The organism is Aliidiomarina sedimenti, from assembly GCF_003986955.1.
Taxonomy (GTDB): domain Bacteria; phylum Pseudomonadota; class Gammaproteobacteria; order Enterobacterales; family Alteromonadaceae; genus Aliidiomarina; species Aliidiomarina sedimenti.
In genome coordinates this window covers 76,697-95,741 of the sequence record NZ_PIPN01000004.1, presented here as the reverse complement: position 1 = coordinate 95,741, position 19,045 = coordinate 76,697, and the positions used below count along the sequence as shown (strand labels likewise).

16 protein-coding genes are annotated in these 19,045 nt (G+C 53.8%); 3 read left to right on the top strand and 13 right to left on the bottom strand.

The window, feature by feature from the left end; all coding sequences use genetic code 11:
- Nucleotides 1–87: 87 nt before the first annotated feature.
- The 7 genes from CWE12_RS09485 to CWE12_RS09455 all read right to left on the bottom strand — a co-directional run bounded on the left by CWE12_RS09485 (nt 88) and on the right by CWE12_RS09455 (nt 7,659).
- A complete protein-coding gene (locus CWE12_RS09485; RefSeq protein ID WP_126789474.1) occupies nt 88–3,210 on the bottom strand; it encodes an efflux RND transporter permease subunit in 3,123 nt (1,040 codons plus the stop codon).
- Nucleotides 3,207–4,337 (bottom strand): efflux RND transporter periplasmic adaptor subunit, encoded by a 1,131-nt coding sequence (locus CWE12_RS09480; RefSeq protein WP_126789473.1) that lies wholly within the window; start codon nt 4,335–4,337, stop codon nt 3,207–3,209. Before CWE12_RS09480 ends, CWE12_RS09485 begins: the two co-directional genes overlap by 4 nt.
- A 100-nt stretch (nt 4,338–4,437) precedes the next feature.
- Nucleotides 4,438–4,692 carry a YqaE/Pmp3 family membrane protein gene (locus CWE12_RS09475; RefSeq protein ID WP_126789472.1) on the bottom strand — a complete coding sequence of 85 codons (255 nt, stop codon included), beginning with the start codon at nt 4,690–4,692 and terminating at the stop codon, nt 4,438–4,440.
- 69 nt (nt 4,693–4,761) lie between these two features.
- Nucleotides 4,762–5,472, bottom strand: a complete 711-nt coding sequence (locus CWE12_RS09470) for an SDR family NAD(P)-dependent oxidoreductase (RefSeq protein ID WP_157981958.1) — start codon at nt 5,470–5,472, stop codon at nt 4,762–4,764.
- Between the two features lie 68 nt (nt 5,473–5,540).
- The gene (gene dtd, locus CWE12_RS09465; protein ID WP_126789470.1) at nt 5,541–5,981 is read right to left on the bottom strand and encodes a D-aminoacyl-tRNA deacylase; all 441 of its coding nucleotides are present in this window, start codon (nt 5,979–5,981) and stop codon (nt 5,541–5,543) included.
- A 2-nt stretch (nt 5,982–5,983) separates the two neighbouring features.
- Nucleotides 5,984–6,967 (bottom strand): virulence factor BrkB family protein, encoded by a 984-nt coding sequence (locus CWE12_RS09460; protein ID WP_420836639.1) that lies wholly within the window; start codon nt 6,965–6,967, stop codon nt 5,984–5,986.
- Nucleotides 6,968–6,969: 2 nt separating this feature from the next.
- Nucleotides 6,970–7,659: a spermidine synthase gene (locus CWE12_RS09455; RefSeq protein ID WP_126789468.1), complete on the bottom strand. Its 690-nt coding sequence runs from the start codon at nt 7,657–7,659 to the stop codon at nt 6,970–6,972.
- 71 nt (nt 7,660–7,730) lie between these two features.
- On the opposite strand from CWE12_RS09455, the gene CWE12_RS09450 reads away from it, so the two are divergent.
- Nucleotides 7,731–8,636, top strand: a complete 906-nt coding sequence (locus CWE12_RS09450; protein ID WP_126789467.1) for a bifunctional GNAT family N-acetyltransferase/hotdog fold thioesterase — start codon at nt 7,731–7,733, stop codon at nt 8,634–8,636.
- On the opposite strand, the gene hutH is transcribed toward CWE12_RS09450, so the two are convergent.
- From hutH to hutC, 3 genes are read right to left on the bottom strand one after another with little or no spacing between them, the layout of a single operon-like run.
- Complete coding sequence (hutH, locus tag CWE12_RS09445; RefSeq protein ID WP_126789466.1) at nt 8,633–10,174, bottom strand: histidine ammonia-lyase; 1,542 nt, start codon at nt 10,172–10,174, stop codon at nt 8,633–8,635. The genes CWE12_RS09450 and hutH overlap by 4 nt on opposite strands.
- Nucleotides 10,171–11,862, bottom strand: coding sequence for a urocanate hydratase (hutU, locus tag CWE12_RS09440; protein WP_126789465.1), 1,692 nt, complete (start codon nt 11,860–11,862; stop codon nt 10,171–10,173). Before hutU ends, hutH begins: the two co-directional genes overlap by 4 nt.
- Before the next feature lie 27 nt (nt 11,863–11,889).
- The gene (hutC, locus tag CWE12_RS09435) at nt 11,890–12,621 is read right to left on the bottom strand and encodes a histidine utilization repressor (RefSeq protein WP_126789464.1); all 732 of its coding nucleotides are present in this window, start codon (nt 12,619–12,621) and stop codon (nt 11,890–11,892) included.
- A gap of 91 nt (nt 12,622–12,712) precedes the next feature.
- Here hutC and hutI point away from each other — a divergent pair, with 91 nt between their 5' ends.
- The gene (gene hutI / locus CWE12_RS09430) at nt 12,713–13,954 is read left to right on the top strand and encodes an imidazolonepropionase (RefSeq protein WP_126789463.1); all 1,242 of its coding nucleotides are present in this window, start codon (nt 12,713–12,715) and stop codon (nt 13,952–13,954) included.
- Here the strand turns inward: hutI and CWE12_RS09425 are convergent.
- Both CWE12_RS09425 and rraA read right to left on the bottom strand, forming a co-directional pair.
- Nucleotides 13,911–14,954, bottom strand: a complete 1,044-nt coding sequence (locus CWE12_RS09425; protein ID WP_126789462.1) for a formimidoylglutamase — start codon at nt 14,952–14,954, stop codon at nt 13,911–13,913. The genes hutI and CWE12_RS09425 overlap by 44 nt on opposite strands.
- 11 nt (nt 14,955–14,965) lie before the next feature.
- On the bottom strand, nt 14,966–15,451 hold the full coding sequence (rraA, locus tag CWE12_RS09420) for a ribonuclease E activity regulator RraA (RefSeq protein WP_126789461.1): 486 nt from the start codon (nt 15,449–15,451) through the stop codon (nt 14,966–14,968).
- 157 nt (nt 15,452–15,608) lie between these two features.
- Between rraA and CWE12_RS09415 the strand changes: the two genes are divergently transcribed.
- Entirely contained in the window at nt 15,609–17,672 is a 2,064-nt protein-coding gene (locus CWE12_RS09415; protein WP_126789460.1) for a putative bifunctional diguanylate cyclase/phosphodiesterase, read from the top strand.
- Between the two features lie 22 nt (nt 17,673–17,694).
- Here CWE12_RS09415 and hslU read toward each other — a convergent pair whose 3' ends face one another.
- The gene (gene hslU / locus CWE12_RS09410; protein WP_126789459.1) at nt 17,695–19,038 is read right to left on the bottom strand and encodes an ATP-dependent protease ATPase subunit HslU; all 1,344 of its coding nucleotides are present in this window, start codon (nt 19,036–19,038) and stop codon (nt 17,695–17,697) included.
- Between the last annotated feature and the right edge of the window lie 7 nt (nt 19,039–19,045).

The window sequence follows — 19,045 nt, the reverse complement described above, 5'->3', positions numbered from 1 at the left end:
CAGAATAGCCCATTAAAAAAGCCAGGCCCATCCAACAAGATGGCACCTGGCTTATAGTCTTGCAAGCGAACTTTTATCCTCAGGACACTAGCTTTCGTTCGTTGTCTCTTTGCCGAAACGTTGCTCAATCCACTGATAAAAAACAGGAATAAAGAAAATCGAGACGAACGTCGCCAATAGCATGCCACCGACTACGCCGACGCCCACCGCGTTGCGTGCGGCCGCACCGGCACCTGAACTGACCGCCAGCGGCAACGAGCCAAGAATAAATGCCAGCGAGGTCATCAGAATAGGGCGGAAACGCTGACGACAGGCTTCCAGCGCGGCATCACGTACGTTCATGCCGCGTTTGCGGTTAAGCACCGCGAATTCGGTAATCAGAATCGCGTTCTTCGCCGCCAGACCAATCAACACCAGCATACCAACCTGGAAGTAAATGTTATTCTGCATGCCGGCCACCCAGGTCGCCAGGGCGGCCCCGAAAGCGGCAAACGGAATCGCAGTTAACACCACCAGTGGCAAGGTCCAGCGCTCATACTGAGCCGCCAAAAGCAGGAATACAATCAGAATGCCAAACAGGAACGCTGCAGCGCCCGCACCTCCACTTGCTTGCTCCTGTTGCGATGCACCGGTCCAGAACAACTGATAACCCGCCTGCGGGTCGAACAGGTCATCCGCTACCATTTGCAACGCACTGATCGCCTGACCCGTTGAATACCCGGGAGCAGGCTCACCAATAATCCGCGCCGCCGGCCGGTTATTGTACCGATGCACAGTATCGGGGCCTGTCGTCCGGTCAAGGCGGACAATGGCATTCAGTGGCACCATTTCCCCATCGCTGGAGCGTACAAAGGTCGTCGCTAAGTCTTCCGGGCCGGCGCGATAGGATGACTCCGCACTCATATAAACGCGCCAGGCACGGCCCAGATAATTAAAGTCATTAACATAAGAGCGGCCATACACACGGCTCATCGCAGAGAAAATATCAGTAATATTGACCCCCATGGATTTTGCCCGCTCCCGGTCGACCACGGCGATATAACGAGGTACATCAAGATTCAGCGTGGTGCGTACGCCCTGCAACTCTGGCCGCAGGTTGGCGGAGTTACTCAATTGCTCAACCCGGTTCATCAGCTCGTCGGTGTCGCCTTCCATCGACACCACCAGATAGGCTTCGATCCCCCCGGTGGTGGAGATGCCCGAGATGGGCGGCGGATTAAAGGCATTAATGGTCGCCTCAGGGTAGTCCTGGCCAAGCTGGTTAATATGCTGTGCAAACTGCTGGCTACTGTCCTCGCCAAGGTCTCGGTCGTCCCAGGCTTTCAGGGTTAAGAAACTGGCACCAACATTGGCCCGGGTATTGCCGTTGACCATGTCGTAACCGATAAAGGTCAGCGCGCTGTCAACGATCGCTTCGTTGCGGAGAACTTCATTCCACTCGATAGAAAACTCGGTGGTACGCTCCAGCGACGCACCTTCGGAAAGTTGGTGCGAGACCAGTATGTAGCCCTGGTCTTCATCCGGCACCAGGCCGCCCGGCAACTGCGAGAAAATACTGTAGGCGAGCGCCGACATAACGATGAAGATCGACACTGCTAATCCGGTTCGCTTAAGCAAAAAGCGGACGCCGTCGGTATAGCGATTAGTAACCTTGTCGAAGAACACGTTGAAGTGACGTAGCAACTTCGGCGGACGTTCTTCTTCCTGCTTCAGGATTTGTGCACAAAGTGCCGGCGACAGAGTCAGACCGACGATACCTGACAACACCACCGATACTGCAATGGTTAACGCAAACTGCTGGTACATTACCCCGGCCAGTCCACCCAAAAAGGCAACCGGAATAAACACCGACACCAGCACCAGGACCATGGTCACTATGGGACCGGAGACCTCTTCCATCGCTTCATGGGCAGCTTCTTTCGGAGTTAGTCCTTTTTCACGCATCAGGCGCTCGACGTTTTCCAGCACTACGATGGCGTCATCCACCACAATACCTATCGCCAGGACCACTGCCAGTAACGTCAGCAGGTTAATACTGAAGCCAAAGACAAACATTCCGGCGAAGGCGCCGATCAGGGCGACCGGAATGGCGACCAACGGAATTAGCGTGGCACGCCAGCGCTGCAGGAACAGATAAATAACCCCAACCACCAGCAACAGTGCCTGGATTAGAGTAATCAGCACCTGTTGAATAGAAACTTTAACGAATTCGGTGGTATCAAAGGCAATGTTGTAGTCGACCCCATCAGGGAAGTTGTGACTCATTCGCTCCATCACATCATCGACCGCTTCAGATACTTCAAGGGCATTGGCACCCGGGCGCAGGTTTATCCCAATCGGGACCACGGTTTCGCCATTCTGGATGGCATCGAAGTTGTAGTTCGACGCCCCCAGTTCAATCCGGGCGACATCCGACAGACGCACCACCGAGCCATCCGGATTAGCCCGTAAAATCACGTCTTCAAAGTCTTCCGGCGAAGAAAAACGGCCTTCAGTGCCAATCGGCAGGCTGAGTTCCTGCGGGTTTTCCGGGTTGGGCGCATCACCAAAGCGGCCGGCGGCAAACATCGCATTCTGCTCATTGATAGCGGCACTGACATCACTTGGCACCAGCCCATAGTTGGCCAGTTGATCCGGCCGCAACCAGACCCGCATCGCATAGGTTTTAGAGCCAAAAAAAGTGGCTGAGGCAACCCCGTTCACCCGGCTTAATTCGTCCTGCACGGTAAGGGTGGCGTAGTTATTCAAATACAACGAATCGCGGCTGCCATCCGGCGAGGTAATCGCAACAATCTTCAGGATAGCGGCGGACTCTTTGCTAATCCGCACACCACCGCGTTGTACCTCTTCCGGTAAGCGGCTCATAGCGCGCTGCACCGCTGAATCGACATCGATCGCCGCCTGGTCCACATCCGTACCGACTTCAAATACAACACGAATACTGACCGCGCCACTGTCATCTGCCGACGACGTCATGTACAGCATGTTTTCGACGCCGTTTATATACAACTCGAGAGTTGCAGCAACCGCTTCCGAGGACGCCTGCGCAGTCGCGCCTGAATAGCTCGCGCTAACCACAACCTGCGGGGGGACAATTTGCGGGTACTGCTGAACAGGAAGGTTACGAAGTGATAGCAGACCGGCAAGGACAATCAATATTGACAACACCGCCGCTGTAACCGGGCGGCGGATAAAGGTATTTGAAATCATTCCGCATCAACCTTGTCTGCCTGCACCCGGGCGCCTGGGCGCAGCATGGAAAGGCCTTCAACTACGACCCTGTCCCCTGCGGCCAGCCCTTGCTCAATCAGATGGCGACTACCGACACGAACCCCGAGAATGACTTCACGTACCTGAATACTGTCATTGGCATCGACAATGTACACGACCGAGCGACTACCGGACTGAATCACCGCACGCTGCGGCACCGCTATGGCGTCCGCAATATCAATCCGTGGCAGCTGCACACGAACGAACTGACCGGGCAACAAATCCATTTCCGGGTTTGGGATCACCGCTCGGACTTCAAGTGAACCAGTACTACTGGTCACCACCCGACTGACGTAGTCAATGTGGCCTTCCAGCGGGTGAGTGGTACCGTCCTGCAGGACCAGGCGGGCGCTTGGTTTGTCTTCTATGCTGCCGTCCACAGACGTATTGGCTAACAGGTAACGCGCCGCGATATCATTCTCAGCCACGGAAAAATTAACGTACAAAGGGTCCAGTCGGGTAATGGTGGCAAGCACTTCACCTTCGCTAATCACATTGCCCGGTGAAACCCGCTCCCGCCCGGCAACCCCTTCAATAGGTGCCCGCACGTCAGTGTAGTTAAAGCGCAGCTCTGCGTCGCGAACGCTGGCCTGAGCCGCGGTTAATTCAGCTTCCCCGAGTTCGAACGCTGACTGGGCCTGGTCTCGTTCACGGCCACTAATAGCCCCATCCGAAAATAAGTTCTCAACCCGCTGCCAGTCGCGTTGTGCCGCATTGAAGGTCGCTTCGGCACTAGCTAAGTCGGAGCGTGCCCGTTGCAATTCAACTTCATAAGGGGCTTTCTCGACGCTGAACATCAACTGGTCCTGCTGCACCAACTGGCCTTCTTCGAAATCGCGGGACTCGAGCAGGCCTTCCACCCGTGAACGGACTTCGGTCACCATGGAGCCCTGCGTGTTGCCAGGAAATGTGCGGTCAAGACGGAGGTCTTCAGTATCGACTTCAATCACCAGAACGCGGGGCAGGTTAACCGGATCCGGCTGCGGTGCCGCATTGCTGTCTGAACAAGCGCTGAGGGTGCATAGCAACACGCCACCCGCCAATTTAATGAGGTAGTTCAAGGTCATAGTGCTTCCTTAGCAAACTCTGATATAAGCGGCAGTCTACCGAGGTAACGCGACCAATGCCCTTGATTTTACGGCATCTTTACATTGAAACAGCGGATTTTTACTGGTCACGGTGCGGGTGATTGCTGCCTGAACTTTGCTGATAAAAGCGATGCGTGAAGACAAATGCATGAATAACTGACAGGACATACAACACGGGTCCGGCGGCGTAGCCACCCATAAAAGCACCACTATTGGCACCCACCATGGCTAAAATAGCCAGTACAAATAACAACAGGCTTAAGGCGACTTGCAGGCCTGCACGGGCAAGAAAAACTGCCAGCGGGGGCAGAATTAAAGCAATAAAATAATTCATCGGGCTTCCTTAAAGAAGTCTAAGTATACGCTGCGGTCTAATCATGAACCTTTTTCAGGCAGACGGCAACTAGTAGGGCAGCGGGCTCCCGTCCCAGAACCAGAAACCGCCGCTTTGCGCGGGCGTCAGACCTTCCGCGACCTTAGCAATTCGCTCAGCACTTTGCTCAGCGCTGTAAAGCTTGTCTGCGGCGATGCGTTGTTGAAACGGTTGGGACAGCCCGGTGTCAGTGGTTCCAGGGTGGACAACTGCAAGACAGAGCGCTTTGTGCGTACGCCGAAACTCAATGGCAGCGGTTTTATAGAGCATATTCAACGCCGCCTTGGAGGCTCGATAGCCATACCAGCCGCCAAGCTGATTGTCGCTAATGCTGCCTACTTTGGCACCTAGCTGAAGCAGTGTGCATGGGTGGGATTTGGGAAGTAATGGCTTGAGTGCCTGCAATAGTAATACAGGCAAGCTGGCATTGATTTCGAAGTAGGTCTGCAGCTGCTCCATCGTCAGTGCTTCAATCCGTCGTTCAGGCTGCCATTCGCTCTGGTGCAGCCAGCCAATCGCCGAAATAACCACATCCGGCTGCATCGCCTCGTCGCCGAGCGCTGAAAATACCTGCTGATATCCAGCCAGTGTACCCTCGACCTGCCACCAACGAGCTTCAGCCGGCAAGTCTGCCGGCTCAGCCTGTCTGCTGATCGCTTCAACTGAAGCGCCTCGCTTCAGGTACTCGTTAACCAGAGCACGCCCCAGGCCTCCACCGGCACCAATCACTATCACGCGCATAACCTTTCCTTTTGCAGTCATGTTCCGCTCATGTTCAGAAGGTTATACGCAATCAGGTCCGATTTAGCTTAAGAAACGTTTAATTCGAAGGTGACGGGGCCGTCATTCACCAGATGGACTTTCATGTCGGCGGCGAACTGCCCGCTGGCAACGGGGAGCCCAAGTTCAGTTAGCCGCTGACAAAAGACTTCATACATTGGCTCTGCCAGCGCTGGCTCGGCGGCACTGGAAAAGCTGGGTCGCCGCCCTTTGCGGGTATCGGCCGCGAGAGTAAATTGTGACACCACCAGCACCGAACCGTTGATATCCCCTACATCGAGATTCATTTTACCCTCAGCATCACTGAACATGCGGTAGGTCGCTACACGCTCTGCCAGGCGCCTTGCTTTGCTTTCGTCGTCTGCTTTTTCTACCCCAAGCAACACCAACAGACCCTGGTCTATCGCACCGACGGTTTGCTCCTCAACCACAACCCGAGCCTCACTGACTCGCTGAATCAGAGCTTTCATAGTTACTCCCTGCTCTCTTTTTCCCGGTCTTTTGATTTTTCTTCACTGTTTTCTATATCGTCTTCATCCAGATCCAGTAAATGGTGATGGTCTGTATCCGGATCCTTTTTTTCTTCCTCAGAGAGCTCTTCATCCGCCCGCAGATATTCCTCGACGGTTGCAGTGACCTCGGCGCCCAGCAAAATAATGTTCCACGACAGATAGATCCACACGATAAGAATCGGTACTGTCGCCACCGCACCGTATACCCGTTCGTAGGTAGGAAAGTACTGCAGATAAAGGCTAAAACCATTCTTGCCAAACTCAAACAGCACAGCAGCGACTAAAGCACCCCAGATTGCATGCCGTGCTTTAACCACTTTATTCGGTACCAGAACGTAAACCAGCAGGAATGCGACCGTGGTTGTAATCAGCGGGAGCAAGGTCAGCATCAATGAATTAACGCCGCGCACGTATTGATCGGCTGCCGCGGTTAAGGTTAGTAAGTACGAGCTTGCTGCGATACTGAGGCCAATCAGAATCGGCCCCATGGTCAGAATCATCCAATAGACCGCCAGCGACACGATGAGACGGCGCTTTTTGGTAATCCGCCAGATTCGGTTGAGTGATTTATCAATATTGCTCATCAGCATGATAGCGACGATGAACAGAAAGGAGACACCAATTGCCGAGAGCTGGCGGGCGTTCTCAACGAAGGTCGCAATATACTCTTCCAGCGCTTCACTGGTGGAGGGCACCAGATTAGCCAGCACCACCCTTTGCAAGGTGTCGCGTAAGTCTTCAAACGCCGGTAAACTTGCCATTACGGCCACGGTCACCGCCATCAACGGGACCAGCGAGAGCATGGTGACATAGGTCAGATGCCCGGCTGTGACCGTGACTTTATCGTGTCCGCAGCGCTCGACAAGTGACTTGAGGAACTCTACGCCATGTTTACTGCCGCCAAAGAAGTGTTTCTTTACCTTCTGCCAATCGGTCATAGGTATCCTTAGTCCAGACAACGTATGGTATGTATCTGATTGCCAAAACCAGGCACCCGATCCATGCTGTGCTGAAAGGTTCCTGGTGCCAGCAACTGACGGAAAAAACTCTCACTGTTATCGCCTTGTGGCTGCTTCAGCGCTAACCAGTTAACAACCAGCGTGCCACCCTCTGCAAGGTGGTTTAAGCACCTTTCCAACACCTCTGATTGTACTACATCATAGACATCACATAGGATCAGCTCAAACTTTCGCGTGCCGCTGAGCTTATTCAGAAAGGCGGTGCAGTCGGCCAGCACAATTTGCTGGCGTGAATTGAATTCGAAGTCTGCAGCCAGGCTTTGCGGTGAAAAATAGTCCCAGTACAGATTTATGATCTCAGCACTATGCTCCACACTGGTCCAGTGTAAGTCTGGTCGCTGGTAGTTAACATGACGCAACGCGCTGCCCCCGCCAAGACCCAGCTCAAGCACCCGCGCACCCTCAGGGAGATCATCGAGAACCTGCAGCATGCGCTGCTGGTGAGGAAATACAATAGCTTGCGGATCAGCCAACGCCATTACGCTTTGAATATCTCCATTCATTAGCATAAAGCGATACACTTGATTCTCCAGCACCACTACTCTAACCTCAGGGTCCCTGGAAAGGTACACCAGCGTAGTCGACGCGAGCTCATGTTCGAAATCTGCGGCCTGCACTAAAACACGTTCCGTATATAAGACTAAACTCAGGGCATCAGTTTACGGTATTCATCTGCGATCAGGAAGCTATGCGTTACACCATCATCACTCCCTCAACTCCCCAGGAACTGGAACAGTATTTCCAGTTACGCTGGAAAATATTGCGCCAGCCGTTTAAGCGCCCGCGTGGTTCTGAGCATGACGAATATGATCAGGTCAGCGAGCATTGTATGCTGCTGGACGCCGACAAAGCTCCAATTGGCATCGGCCGTCTTCATTTTAACAGCCCGGAAGAAGCGCAGATCCGTTTTATGGCGGTCAAACCGGATATTCAGGGCGAGGGGCACGGCGTACGTATTATTCAGCATCTGGAGCTGCGCGCACGTGACCAGGGGGCGGCGCGGGTCATTATTAATTCACGCGATACCACCCTGGGCTTTTACCTCAAATGCGGTTATGAGCTAAAAGAAGAAGCGGACACGATGCAAAACCCGATGGCGGAGCATCAGCTGGTTAAATACATTGATGCTACCAATCATATTATTTACCGACCGCAATGGTGCCATGAGCTGCAGCAAACCTGGCAGCAACGCATCCCCATTAGTGATGCCATGGGTATTCGTATTTTCCAGTACACGGGCCGCGAATTCGAATGCCGGGCGTTACTGGCACGCAATATCAATGTGCATGACACCATGTTCGCTGGCAGCATTTATTCGTTAGCGACATTAACCGGCTGGGGCATGGTCCAGCTGCAACTGCAGGAAAAGGCATTGCAAGGTGGCGTGGTGCTGGCGGAAGGGTCAATCAAGTATCTTAAACCGCTGGGTGAAGAACCTCGTGCGGTGGTGGAGCTGGACGATATGCACGGCGACATGCAATTGCTTAAGCAGGGTAAGAACGCGCATATAAACGTGGATGTCACTGTCTATGACAATGACACCCCCGTGGCGTATTTTAATGGCCGTTATGTGGTGATGGCGCCTCGCGATTAAGCCGTCGCCTGCCCGAGACTGGGGCCCATACTGATGTACGAGCTTAACTCACCACTTAAAACTAAGCGACCAATCGCTTCGATATCCGGCGAAAAGTAACGATCTTCACTATAAAAGCTCACTTCGCGGCGAACCGTCGCATGCACTTTTTCGAGCAGCGGTGACGAGGTTAACGGACGACGGAAGTCGACCCCCTGCGCTGCCGCTAATAATTCGACCGCCAGTATGTGTGCAGTGTTGCCAGCAATGTCCTGCAATCGACGTGCGGCAAAGGTCGCCATCGACACATGGTCTTCCTGGTTCGCACTGGTCGGTAAGCTATCTACGGATGCCGGGTGCGCCAGACTTTTGTTTTCAGACGCCAGCGCGGCGGCAGTTACCTGCGCCAGCATAAATCCTGAATTGACTCCACCGTTTTCAACCAGAAATGGCGGCAGATTACTCAGGTTCTGGTCGATCAGCAGCGCCATCCGGCGCTCCGACAGGCTACCAATTTCACTGCAGGCAATCGCCAGGGCATCCGCAGCCAGCGCCACGGGTTCAGCGTGGAAATTACCGCCCGACAGAATATCGTTGTCATCGGCAAACACCAGCGGGTTATCGGTGACTCCGTTTGCTTCACATTCCAGTACACTGGCATTAAAGCAAAGCTGGTCGTAAATAGCGCCCATAACCTGGGGCTGACAACGCAATGAATAGGGGTCCTGAACCTTGCCGCAATTCTCATGCGACGAGCCAATCTCACTCTCTTCAGTGAGGATCTCGCGCAACGCGGCCGCGACCTTAATTTGTCCGCTCTGACCACGCACCGCATGAATTCGCGGGTCAAATGGAGTACGTGAACCCAGTGCAGCCTCGACACTCATTGCACCGGTTAACACAGCGGCGTTGAAAATATCTTCAATCGCAAACAAACTGTGTAAAGCCAGAGCGGTCGACGCCTGAGTCCCGTTTAGTAACGCCAGACCTTCTTTCGGCGCCAGCTCCATCGGCTCAAGTCCGGCGTGCTTCAGGCCTTCGGCGGAGCTCATCACTTCACCTTTATAACGCACCTTGCCTTCACCTAATAACGGCAGTACCAGATGCGCCAGGGGTGCCAGATCGCCACTTGCGCCGACCGAGCCTTTTTCCGGAATACAGGGGTAGACCTCATGCTCAAGCAGAGCACTCAGTGCATCCATCACCTGCAGTCGCACACCGGAATATCCACGCGCCAGCGAGTTGATTTTTAGCACCAGCATCAGACGCACTACGGCATCTTTCATAAAATTGCCAACGCCCGCGGCATGCGAAAGCACTATCTTACGCTGCAGTTCGGTTAGCTCTTCCGGTTTAATCCGGGTATTCGCCAGCAGTCCGAAGCCTGTATTGATTCCGTATACCACGCGCCCTTCGGCCAGCACCCGGGCAACCGTTTCTGCCGATTGCTGAATGCTGGTGCGTGTTTCGTTATTGAGCGTTAAGGTGACCGCTTCGCGGTCAAACTGACGTAACTGACTTAAGGTCAGCGCACCAGGCTGTAATTCAAATTTAATCATGATTGCTTACTCTTTGTCTTATTCAGCATTGGTAAATCCAGGCCCTGCTCGTCTGCGCAGCGCTTCGCAATATCGTAGCCGGCGTCGGCGTGGCGCATAACGCCGGTCGCAGGGTCATTCCATAACACCCGCGCCAGACGGGCGTCTGCTTCATCGCTGCCATCGGCAACAATCACCACTCCGGCATGCTGGGAATAACCCATGCCGACACCGCCGCCATGGTGCAGGCTGACCCAGGTGGCGCCTCCTGCTGTACTTAATAACGCATTTAATAATGGCCAGTCAGATACCGCATCAGAGCCATCAAGCATGGCTTCAGTTTCGCGGTTCGGGCTGGCTACTGAGCCGGAGTCGAGGTGGTCACGGCCGATCACCACCGGTGCTTTCAACTCGCCGCTCTTAACCATGTCGTTAAAAGCCCGCGCAATACGCGCCCGGTCTTTTAAGCCGATCCAGCAAATTCGTGACGGCAGGCCCTGAAACGCAATACGCTCTCTGGCCATGTCCAGCCAGTTATGCAAATGGGCATCATCGGGGATAAGCTCTTTCACTTTGGCATCGGTTTTGTAAATATCTTCCGGGTCACCTGACAGCGCCACCCAGCGGAAGGGGCCAATCCCTTCACAAAACAGCGGGCGAATATAGGCGGGTACGAAACCGGGGAAGTCGAATGCATTTTCAACCCCTTCGTCTTTCGCCATCTGGCGGATATTGTTGCCGTAATCAAGTACCGCGGCGCCGCGATCCTGCATGGTCAGCATCGCTTTAACCTGCACCGCCATCGATTGCTTGGCAGCTGTGACCACAGCAGCCGGGTCGCTTTCGCGCTTATCCGCCGCCTCCTGCATGCTCCAGCCTTGCGGCAGGTAGCCATTTAAAGGGTCATGAGCTGAGGTCTGATCGGTCACTACATCCGGCGTCACATTGCGTTGCACCAGTTCATCGTAAACATCTGCAGCATTCGCGACCAGACCGACTGAAATCGCCTTGCCGTCGGTTTTTGCCTGCTCCAGCTTGGCCAGTGCATCATCCAGATCCGTCGCTTTGACATCGACATAGCGGGTCCGCAGACGAAAATCGATGCGGCTCTCATCGACGTCACAGGCGAGCATCGAAAAGCCTGCCATGGTCGCAGCCAGTGGCTGCGCGCCACCCATTCCACCAAGCCCACCAGTAAGTACCCACTTACCTGAAGCTTCTCCATTAAAGTGCTGCCGCGCTACCGCGCCAAAAGTCTCGTAGGTGCCCTGCACAATGCCCTGAGAGCCAATATAGATCCACGAACCAGCGGTCATCTGGCCGTACATCATCAAACCTTTTTTATCCAGTTCGTTAAAGTGGTCCCAGTTCGCCCAGTTCGGCACCAGATTCGAGTTAGCAATAAGCACCCGTGGCGCGTCTGTATGGGTTTTGAAGACACCCACTGGTTTGCCGCTTTGCACCAGTAACGACTCATCGTCTTCAAGCCGATCCAGCACTTCAACAATGGTATCAAAACACTGCCAGTCGCGGGCTGCACGACCAATACCGCCGTACACCACCAGACCTTGCGGATGCTCGGCAACCTCTGGGTCGAGGTTATTCATTAACATCCGTTTGGCGGCTTCAGTCAGCCAGCTTTTCGCGGTTTTTTCAGATCCGCGCGGCGCTCGTACCACACGCGTGGGGTCAAAACGGGAATCTTTCATGGTTACTCCTGCTGCGGTTAGCTCCGCTTACTTTTTTGTTTGTGTTTTCAGCACTTTGGCTTTCTGAGAAAAGGTCATATGTCCGCCTAGGCGGAAACGGCTGCCTGGGTGGGTGAGCACGGCCTGACTGACCATGCCTTCGCGCGCCCAGGTGCGCCGCTGAATTTGTAAACAGGGTTCTGCCTGATCCAGATCCAGCCATTGCTGCTGCATACTGGTCGGCGACACCGCTTCAATCTGGTGACTGGCCTCGGTTAACGGGGTCACTTCACACAGATATTCATGCGGCGTACGCAGGGTAAAGTCCTGCTCAAGGTAGTGGGGCACCAACGCTGGATTTATATGGCGGTCTTCGACCTGCACCGCATGCCCATTTTCAAAATGGGTGATCACCGAATGCCAGACTTTAGCGCCCTGCTGCAGACCGAATAGTGTGGCTAAGCCTGGTTCCGCATCAACCTCTTCCAACAACCGGACCACCGCATGGTGACGGTGTTTACGCAAACGGATCTCATCAGCAATGTTGCGAATGGTCAGCAAGGCCGACTGAGATTTCAGCGGGGCAACAAAGGTACCGGCGCCACGGGTCCGGACCACCAGCCCTTCATCGGATAATTCCTGCAGTGCCCGGCGCGCCGTCATCCGGCTCACCTGGAACTCTTTAGCTAGCTGGTTTTCTGAACTGACAGGGTGATGTTCCGGCCATTCACCCGATTCAATCTTGCGATACACAGCTTGTTTAATATGATCATATTTCATCGGTTCTTTACCCTGGCAAACAAACTTGTCTTGATGTTGTATATACAATAGCATGTAGCAACGATGCAGGAAAAGCAAATTAGGAGACATTATGCCGCGCACAGTTATTCACAACGTGACCCTGGCCACCATGCAGCAGGGAGCTGACCGTTCAGCCGGTTTCGGTCTGGTAGAGAACGGCGCGCTGGTCATTGAGGGCGAACAGATTCTTTGGTGCGGTCCGCAGGACGAGCTCCCGCAGCAACCTGAAGACGCGACGAACGTGGATGGTCACGGCGGTGTATTGAGCCCCGGTCTGATTGACTGCCATACCCACCTGGTGTGGGCCGGTTCACGCGCCAATGAGTTTTCGATGCGCTTGCATGGTGCCAGTTACGAAGAGATCGCTAACGCCGGGGGAGGCATCTTATCGACCGTCCGCGCCACCCGCGCCGCCAGCGAAGATGAGCTGTATCAGTTAGCCGCCGTACGCGCCGCAGCATTAATTGACCAGGGGGTGACGGAGCTGGAGATCAAGTCTGGTTATGGTCTTGATACGGAAACCGAGCTTAAACAGTTACGGGTCGCGCGGCGTTTGGGCGCGACGCTGCCGATTAACGTGCATACCACCTTCCTCGCCGCGCATGCGTTACCGGAAGAATACAAGGACAACAGCGACGGCTACATTGAATACATTTGTGAGCAGATGCTGCCACAGGCGGTCGCCGAAGGTCTGGTCGATGCGGTGGATGTGTTTTGCGAACGAATTGGTTTTTCCAGAGCGCAAACCGAGCGTGTATTTAAAGCGGCACAAGGCTTTAACCTGCCAGTCAAACTGCATGCCGAGCAGCTCAGTGATCAGGACGGCGCAGCGCTGGTGGCTGACTACCAAGGGCTCTCCGCCGACCACCTTGAATACCTGTCAGAGCAGGGTATAGCTGCGATGAAACAAGCCGGTACGGTCGCTGTGTTATTACCCGGTGCGTTTTACTTCTTACGTGAAACCAAATACCCGCCGATCGATGCCTTGCGTGCAGCGGGAGTGCCTATTGCGATTGCCACAGATGCCAACCCAGGCTCGTCGCCGATTCATAACGCTCAGTTAATGCTGCACATGGCGTCGACAATTTTCCGCCTGACCCCGGAAGAAGCCCTGGCCGGCATGACCTGTCACGCAGCCAAGGCGTTAGGACAAAACGAAAGTGGAGTGTTGCAGGCAGGTAAGCAGGCGAATCTGGTGTTGTGGAATGTCGCAGAGCCTGCCGAGCTATGTTACCAGTTTGGCGTGAACCCGTTACGTCAGCGCTGGTTTAAAGGGCGCGCTGTTCACGACCAAACAAGTACGCCAGGGTAAGCTCCGTCAGTAACTGACCACTTGCCATTAAGCCAGCCGCTTGCCCTGCCGGATGCCGCGCTGGCGCTGCCTCAGCAAGGTGTACGTAATGAACCTGAGGCAGGCTGGCGAGGCGGGAGACAAAGCGATACCCCTGGGCCATGCTGACACCTGTGTAGTTCAGAGCGCTGGCCGGGGCCTGCATAATAGCATCGACATCGACTTCAATACCGGTCGGCTGGTCCCAGCTTTTCGCCAGGGCGCTGACCTCTTCGAGTGCGTCGACAAACTGCATATCATAAAGACGATGAATGCTGTGGTAGCTAAACCCTGCATCTGCCATTTGCTTAAGGCTGGTTGCGGAGTTTTTCCCTTCATGCAGCGACACCACATGATAATTCGACAATGCCCCTTCCATGTACGCATAGCTAAAGCCGTTGCCGCTATGGCGTCCTTCACGGGGGCGAAAATCAGCGTGCGGGTCCAGATTTACACTGCCGCAACGCTGCTTCTGACTTTCATACAAGGCGGTTAGTAGTGGGTAGGCATTGTTATGCCCACCACCAATTAAGATCACTTCATAGCCGGCGTCGAAGAGCGGTCGTAAAACCTGCAGCACACGCTGGTCAACCTGCGCACAGAGTTCACGTAAACGATTCAGATCCTGTGCGTCGGCAGCATCCAGATCGGCCGCCTCAGCCATCAGATCGTCGCAGTCAACATGGCCCAGCAAAAGTAGTTCGTGTACCGGCATGGCGGGAGTCGCCTGCAAGTTCAAAAAGGAAGTTAAAAATGCCTGCCAGCCCCCGTCAGAGCCACCCCGGCCACAGTTAGCCCGCGGTCCAATCGACTCAGGCACGCCGAGCAACGCCACTTTGCAACCATCAGCAAGGTGGCTGGTCAACAGGTCGTTGAAGTCATCGCCTTCACGCAGGCAGGCGATAGCCTGACCAATTTTGGTCTCCTGCTCGCGTGTTTTAACGAAGGGTTGCGGGTTAGTGCGCCGAAGGTACTCAGCCATGTCGCACCCGATTACTCGAGATCGAGTGGCTCAGGAGACAAAATAACCCCTGTGGTGTCGGCGTAGATGTGATCGTCCGGTAAAAAAGTTACACCACCAAAGTTAACCGGAAGGTCGCTTTCTCCTGTTCCCTCTGCCGGGGCCCCCACCGGAATTGAGGCAATTGCCTGGACGCCAATATCAAGATCTTCAATAGCATCTACGTCGCGTACACAGCCATAACAAATAATACCTTCCCAGTCGTTCTCCAGTGCCAGTTCAGCGATGCCGATATCAATCAGCGCACGCCGCAGCGAACCACCGCCATCAACCAAAAGCACTTTACCGAGGCCGTTTTCCTGTAACGTGGATTCGATAAGCCCTTTATCTTCATAACACTTAATGGTGACGATTTGCCCGCCAAACGAAGAGCGACCACCATAGTTAACAAACATGGGTTCAACTACATCGACTGCGTCAGCGTATAAGTCACAAAGTTCTGAAGTATTGTATTCCATAGTAATGGCTACCTAATGCACAAGGAGGAAGGCCCTCAGTATAAACCCTATAGGAAGCAGATATAAACCCATCCACCGAATTAAAGATGTTGGTTGATTTTACTGGCGAAACCTCTGTACAGTCGGGGTATACAAAAAAATAACAACCAAAGACTCTATGATGTTTCAGAACCTGGCTATGGCAACTGTCAGTTACTCGGCCCAAGCGCTTTTGCTGCTTGGCTTTGGTCTGTTGTTGCGTCACTATTACAGGCACTACCACCGCAGCTACCTGCGGTTCTGGTCCTATGCCTCGTTCTACTACAGTGCCAGTACCTGTTTTGCCCTGGTGCGCATGGGTGCGCTGGGCAATGCTGACATTGCCGCCGCACTCACCCCTTATTTTATCCTCGCCCAACTGGCGTCACTCTATGTGGCCTTAAGTTTATTGGCTATTGGGGTCTTTGACATCGTTCACGAACGTCCACCGGCGACACGCAAACGCCGTTATTTCTACCTCACCAGCATTCTCCTTGCCGGGCTGCTCATGCTGCCAGCGGCGTTCAGCGCAGAGACTACGTGGATGTGGTTTCTTCGTGACACCATGATGTTCTTAGTCAGTGGTGTGTCATTGCTGAGCATTGGCATGCTGATATATACCCAGGGCCCGGCGTCAATAGGACCTCGACTGATTGCCGCCGCCTTTGCTCTAATTGGGGTTAAAAACCTGACGCTGGTTCAAATCAGTCTGTTCAGCGCCGACTTCAGTATCAGTAGTGCGCTCTGGGCATTGCAGGGGGTTTTCAATCTGGCCTGCATCGCTGCTGCTGCAGTGGGTATCATTATCTGGCTACTCGAAGCTGAACGAACGCGCACACTCTCGGCCTTACAGCAGGCCGAATACCTCAACACCCACGACGCACTGACCGGCATCGAAAATCGCGAAGAACTAATGAGTAAAATGCCGTCTTTCATTGATGCCAGTCGCAGCAATGGTCGTCATTTAAGTATCTTCCTGGTCGGTATTAACCGCTTTAAAGCCATTAACGATACGCTCGGTATCCGCGGCGGCGACCGTGCTCTGATCGAAGTGAGTCAACGCCTGCAGGGCATTACCCCGCGGCCTCTTGCCATCGCCCGGATGAGCGGGGATGTGTTTGTGATCCTCTTCGACCACCTTAAGCGACGCAGCCTGATTGAAGGACTTGGCGCACAAATTCAGCGCCACGTTCAGGCGCCCATGCAGATCGACAAACGCGCAGTCACTTTAAGTTGTGGTGTCGGTATTGCACGTTATCCGCAAAACGGGGTGCATGCTGATACTCTGCTAAGCAAGGCCAATATGGCACTGGCCCAGTCCAAACAAAGCGATACCAAACCCGTGGTTTTTTACCGCCGCGGCATGGATGACAGCTACATCCGTCTGATTGATATTGAGCCGGAACTGAAGCAGGCGTTCGCCAACAACGAATTCACCTTGCATCTGCAGCCGCTTTTCAACAACAGCGGCAGCCTGTTATCCAGTTTCGAAGCGCTGGTTCGCTGGCAGCATCCGCAGCGTGGCCTCATCGCTCCGAGCCAGTTTTTACCCTTTATTGAAGAGCTGGGCCTGGCCACCCGGCTCGATGACTGGGTTTTAGAACACTGCGCGCAGCTACTCTCGCGGTGGCGGGCCCTGGGCAATGAGGTATTGCCGGTGGCGGTGAATATCAGTGCTCGCCATTTTCAGAACCCTGAGCTGGTAATTAAACTCAAATCCCTGTTTCGTCGTTACCAGCTGAATTACAGCGATATTGAACTGGAAATTACTGAAAACGTCGCCATGACCGACCTTCAGGCCGGGCTCAACGTGTTGCAGCAATTGCAGGAACTAGGGATCAGGGTTTCCATCGACGACTTCGGCACCGGTTATTCATCACTTGCTTATCTGCGCCGCTTACCGGTCGACAAGATAAAAATTGACCGCAGTTTCATTAACGAATTACTTGGTGAGCACCAGGACTCGGGTGGCAATATTGTCAGAACCCTGATCGAACTCAGTCATGGTTTAAAGAAGCGGGTTGTGGCCGAAGGCGTGGAAAGCGCAGCGCAACTCGAATTGCTTAGCCAGATGCAATGCGACCAAATGCAGGGCTACCATTTGAGCCCACCTATCAACTTAAAAATGGCGCTGGAAATGCTCCAGTCGCATTGGAAAACTCAGTCCGCTAACGAAAAAATGGCGCCCACCGGCGCCATTTAGAAAGTCTGCCCACCCTCGTAAATTAGAGGATAAAGCGACTCAGATCTTCGTTATCAGCAAGCTCATCAAGCGACTTATTAACGTAGTCAGTATCAATAACCACTTTCTCGCCACTCATTTCGCTGGCCTTAAAGGAGACCTCTTCCATCAGGTGCTCGAGCACCGTATGCAGACGTCGGGCCCCAATATTCTCGGTTTTCTCGTTAACCTGCCAGGCGATCTGAGCAATTCGCTCGATACCATCCGGAGTAAATTCAATCGACACCCCTTCAGTTTGCATCAAGGCCTGATACTGCATCGTCAGTGATGCTCTTGGCTCTGTCAGAATGCGTACAAAGTCACCCGTGGTCAGCGCTTTTAACTCAACCCGGATAGGTAAACGGCCCTGCAATTCAGGGATCAGATCCGAAGGTTTCGACATCTGGAACGCACCGGAAGCAATAAACAAAATATGATCCGTTTTTACCATGCCGTGTTTGGTGTTGACCGTGGTGCCTTCGACCAGGGGTAATAAGTCGCGCTGGACGCCTTCACGGGATACATCCGGCCCACTACCGCTGTCCCCACGCTTACAAATCTTATCCACCTCATCGAGAAAGACGATACCGTTCTGCTCGACTGACTCAATTGCCTTTTCTTTCAGCTCTTCCGGATTGACCATTTTGGCGGCCTCTTCTTCGACCAGCTGTTTAAAGGCATCTTTAATCTTAACTTTGCGCTTCTTGGTCTTGCCGCCGGACATGTTCTGGAACATATTCTGCAACTGGGAGGTCATTTCTTCCATCCCCGGAGGGGCCATAATCTCGACCCCCATCTGCGGCATGGCTAAATCGATTTCGATTTCTTTATCGTCGAGCTGACCTTCACGCAACTTCTTGCGGAACGCCTGGCGGGTACCAGTGTCTTCCTTCGGCGCTTCTTCCTCGTCTTCGCCCCAGGTATTCTGCCGTGCTTTGGGTAACAGCGCATCGAGAATGCGCTCTTCGGCAGCGTCTTCTGCACGATGACGAACACGGCCCATTTCCTGCTCTCGCACCTGTTTAATCGCAGTGTCGGTTAGATCACGAATAATCGAGTCTATTTCCTTACCGACATAACCCACTTCGGTAAACTTGGTCGCTTCAACCTTAATAAAGGGGGCGTTGGCAAGTTTCGCCAGGCGTCGCGCGATTTCCGTTTTACCCACACCGGTCGGACCGATCATCAGAATATTCTTCGGCGTGACTTCCTGACGCAAATCCTCGCCCAGCTGCATCCGGCGCCAGCGATTACGCAACGCCACCGACACGGCGCGCTTGGCATCGTCCTGGCCAATAATAAATCGGTTCAGTTCATCAACTATTTCACGGGGTGTCATATTCGACATCAAAACT

Excerpts from the sequence above, each read along its gene's own strand:
- CWE12_RS09485 (WP_126789474.1), bottom strand. The coding sequence starts at position 3,210 with ATGATTTCAAATACCTTTATCCGCCGCCCGGTTACAGCGGCGGTGTTG.
- CWE12_RS09480 (WP_126789473.1), bottom strand. The coding sequence starts at position 4,337 with ATGACCTTGAACTACCTCATTAAATTGGCGGGTGGCGTGTTGCTATGC.
- CWE12_RS09475 (WP_126789472.1), bottom strand. The coding sequence starts at position 4,692 with ATGAATTATTTTATTGCTTTAATTCTGCCCCCGCTGGCAGTTTTTCTT.
- CWE12_RS09470 (WP_157981958.1), bottom strand. The coding sequence starts at position 5,472 with ATGCGCGTGATAGTGATTGGTGCCGGTGGAGGCCTGGGGCGTGCTCTG.
- dtd (WP_126789470.1), bottom strand. The coding sequence starts at position 5,981 with ATGAAAGCTCTGATTCAGCGAGTCAGTGAGGCTCGGGTTGTGGTTGAG.
- CWE12_RS09450 (WP_126789467.1), top strand. The coding sequence starts at position 7,731 with ATGCGTTACACCATCATCACTCCCTCAACTCCCCAGGAACTGGAACAG.
- hutH (WP_126789466.1), bottom strand. The coding sequence starts at position 10,174 with ATGATTAAATTTGAATTACAGCCTGGTGCGCTGACCTTAAGTCAGTTA.
- hutU (WP_126789465.1), bottom strand. The coding sequence starts at position 11,862 with ATGAAAGATTCCCGTTTTGACCCCACGCGTGTGGTACGAGCGCCGCGC.
- hutC (WP_126789464.1), bottom strand. The coding sequence starts at position 12,621 with ATGAAATATGATCATATTAAACAAGCTGTGTATCGCAAGATTGAATCG.
- hutI (WP_126789463.1), top strand. The coding sequence starts at position 12,713 with ATGCCGCGCACAGTTATTCACAACGTGACCCTGGCCACCATGCAGCAG.
- CWE12_RS09425 (WP_126789462.1), bottom strand. The coding sequence starts at position 14,954 with ATGGCTGAGTACCTTCGGCGCACTAACCCGCAACCCTTCGTTAAAACA.
- rraA (WP_126789461.1), bottom strand. The coding sequence starts at position 15,451 with ATGGAATACAATACTTCAGAACTTTGTGACTTATACGCTGACGCAGTC.
- CWE12_RS09415 (WP_126789460.1), top strand. The coding sequence starts at position 15,609 with ATGATGTTTCAGAACCTGGCTATGGCAACTGTCAGTTACTCGGCCCAA.
- hslU (WP_126789459.1), bottom strand. The coding sequence starts at position 19,038 with ATGTCGAATATGACACCCCGTGAAATAGTTGATGAACTGAACCGATTT.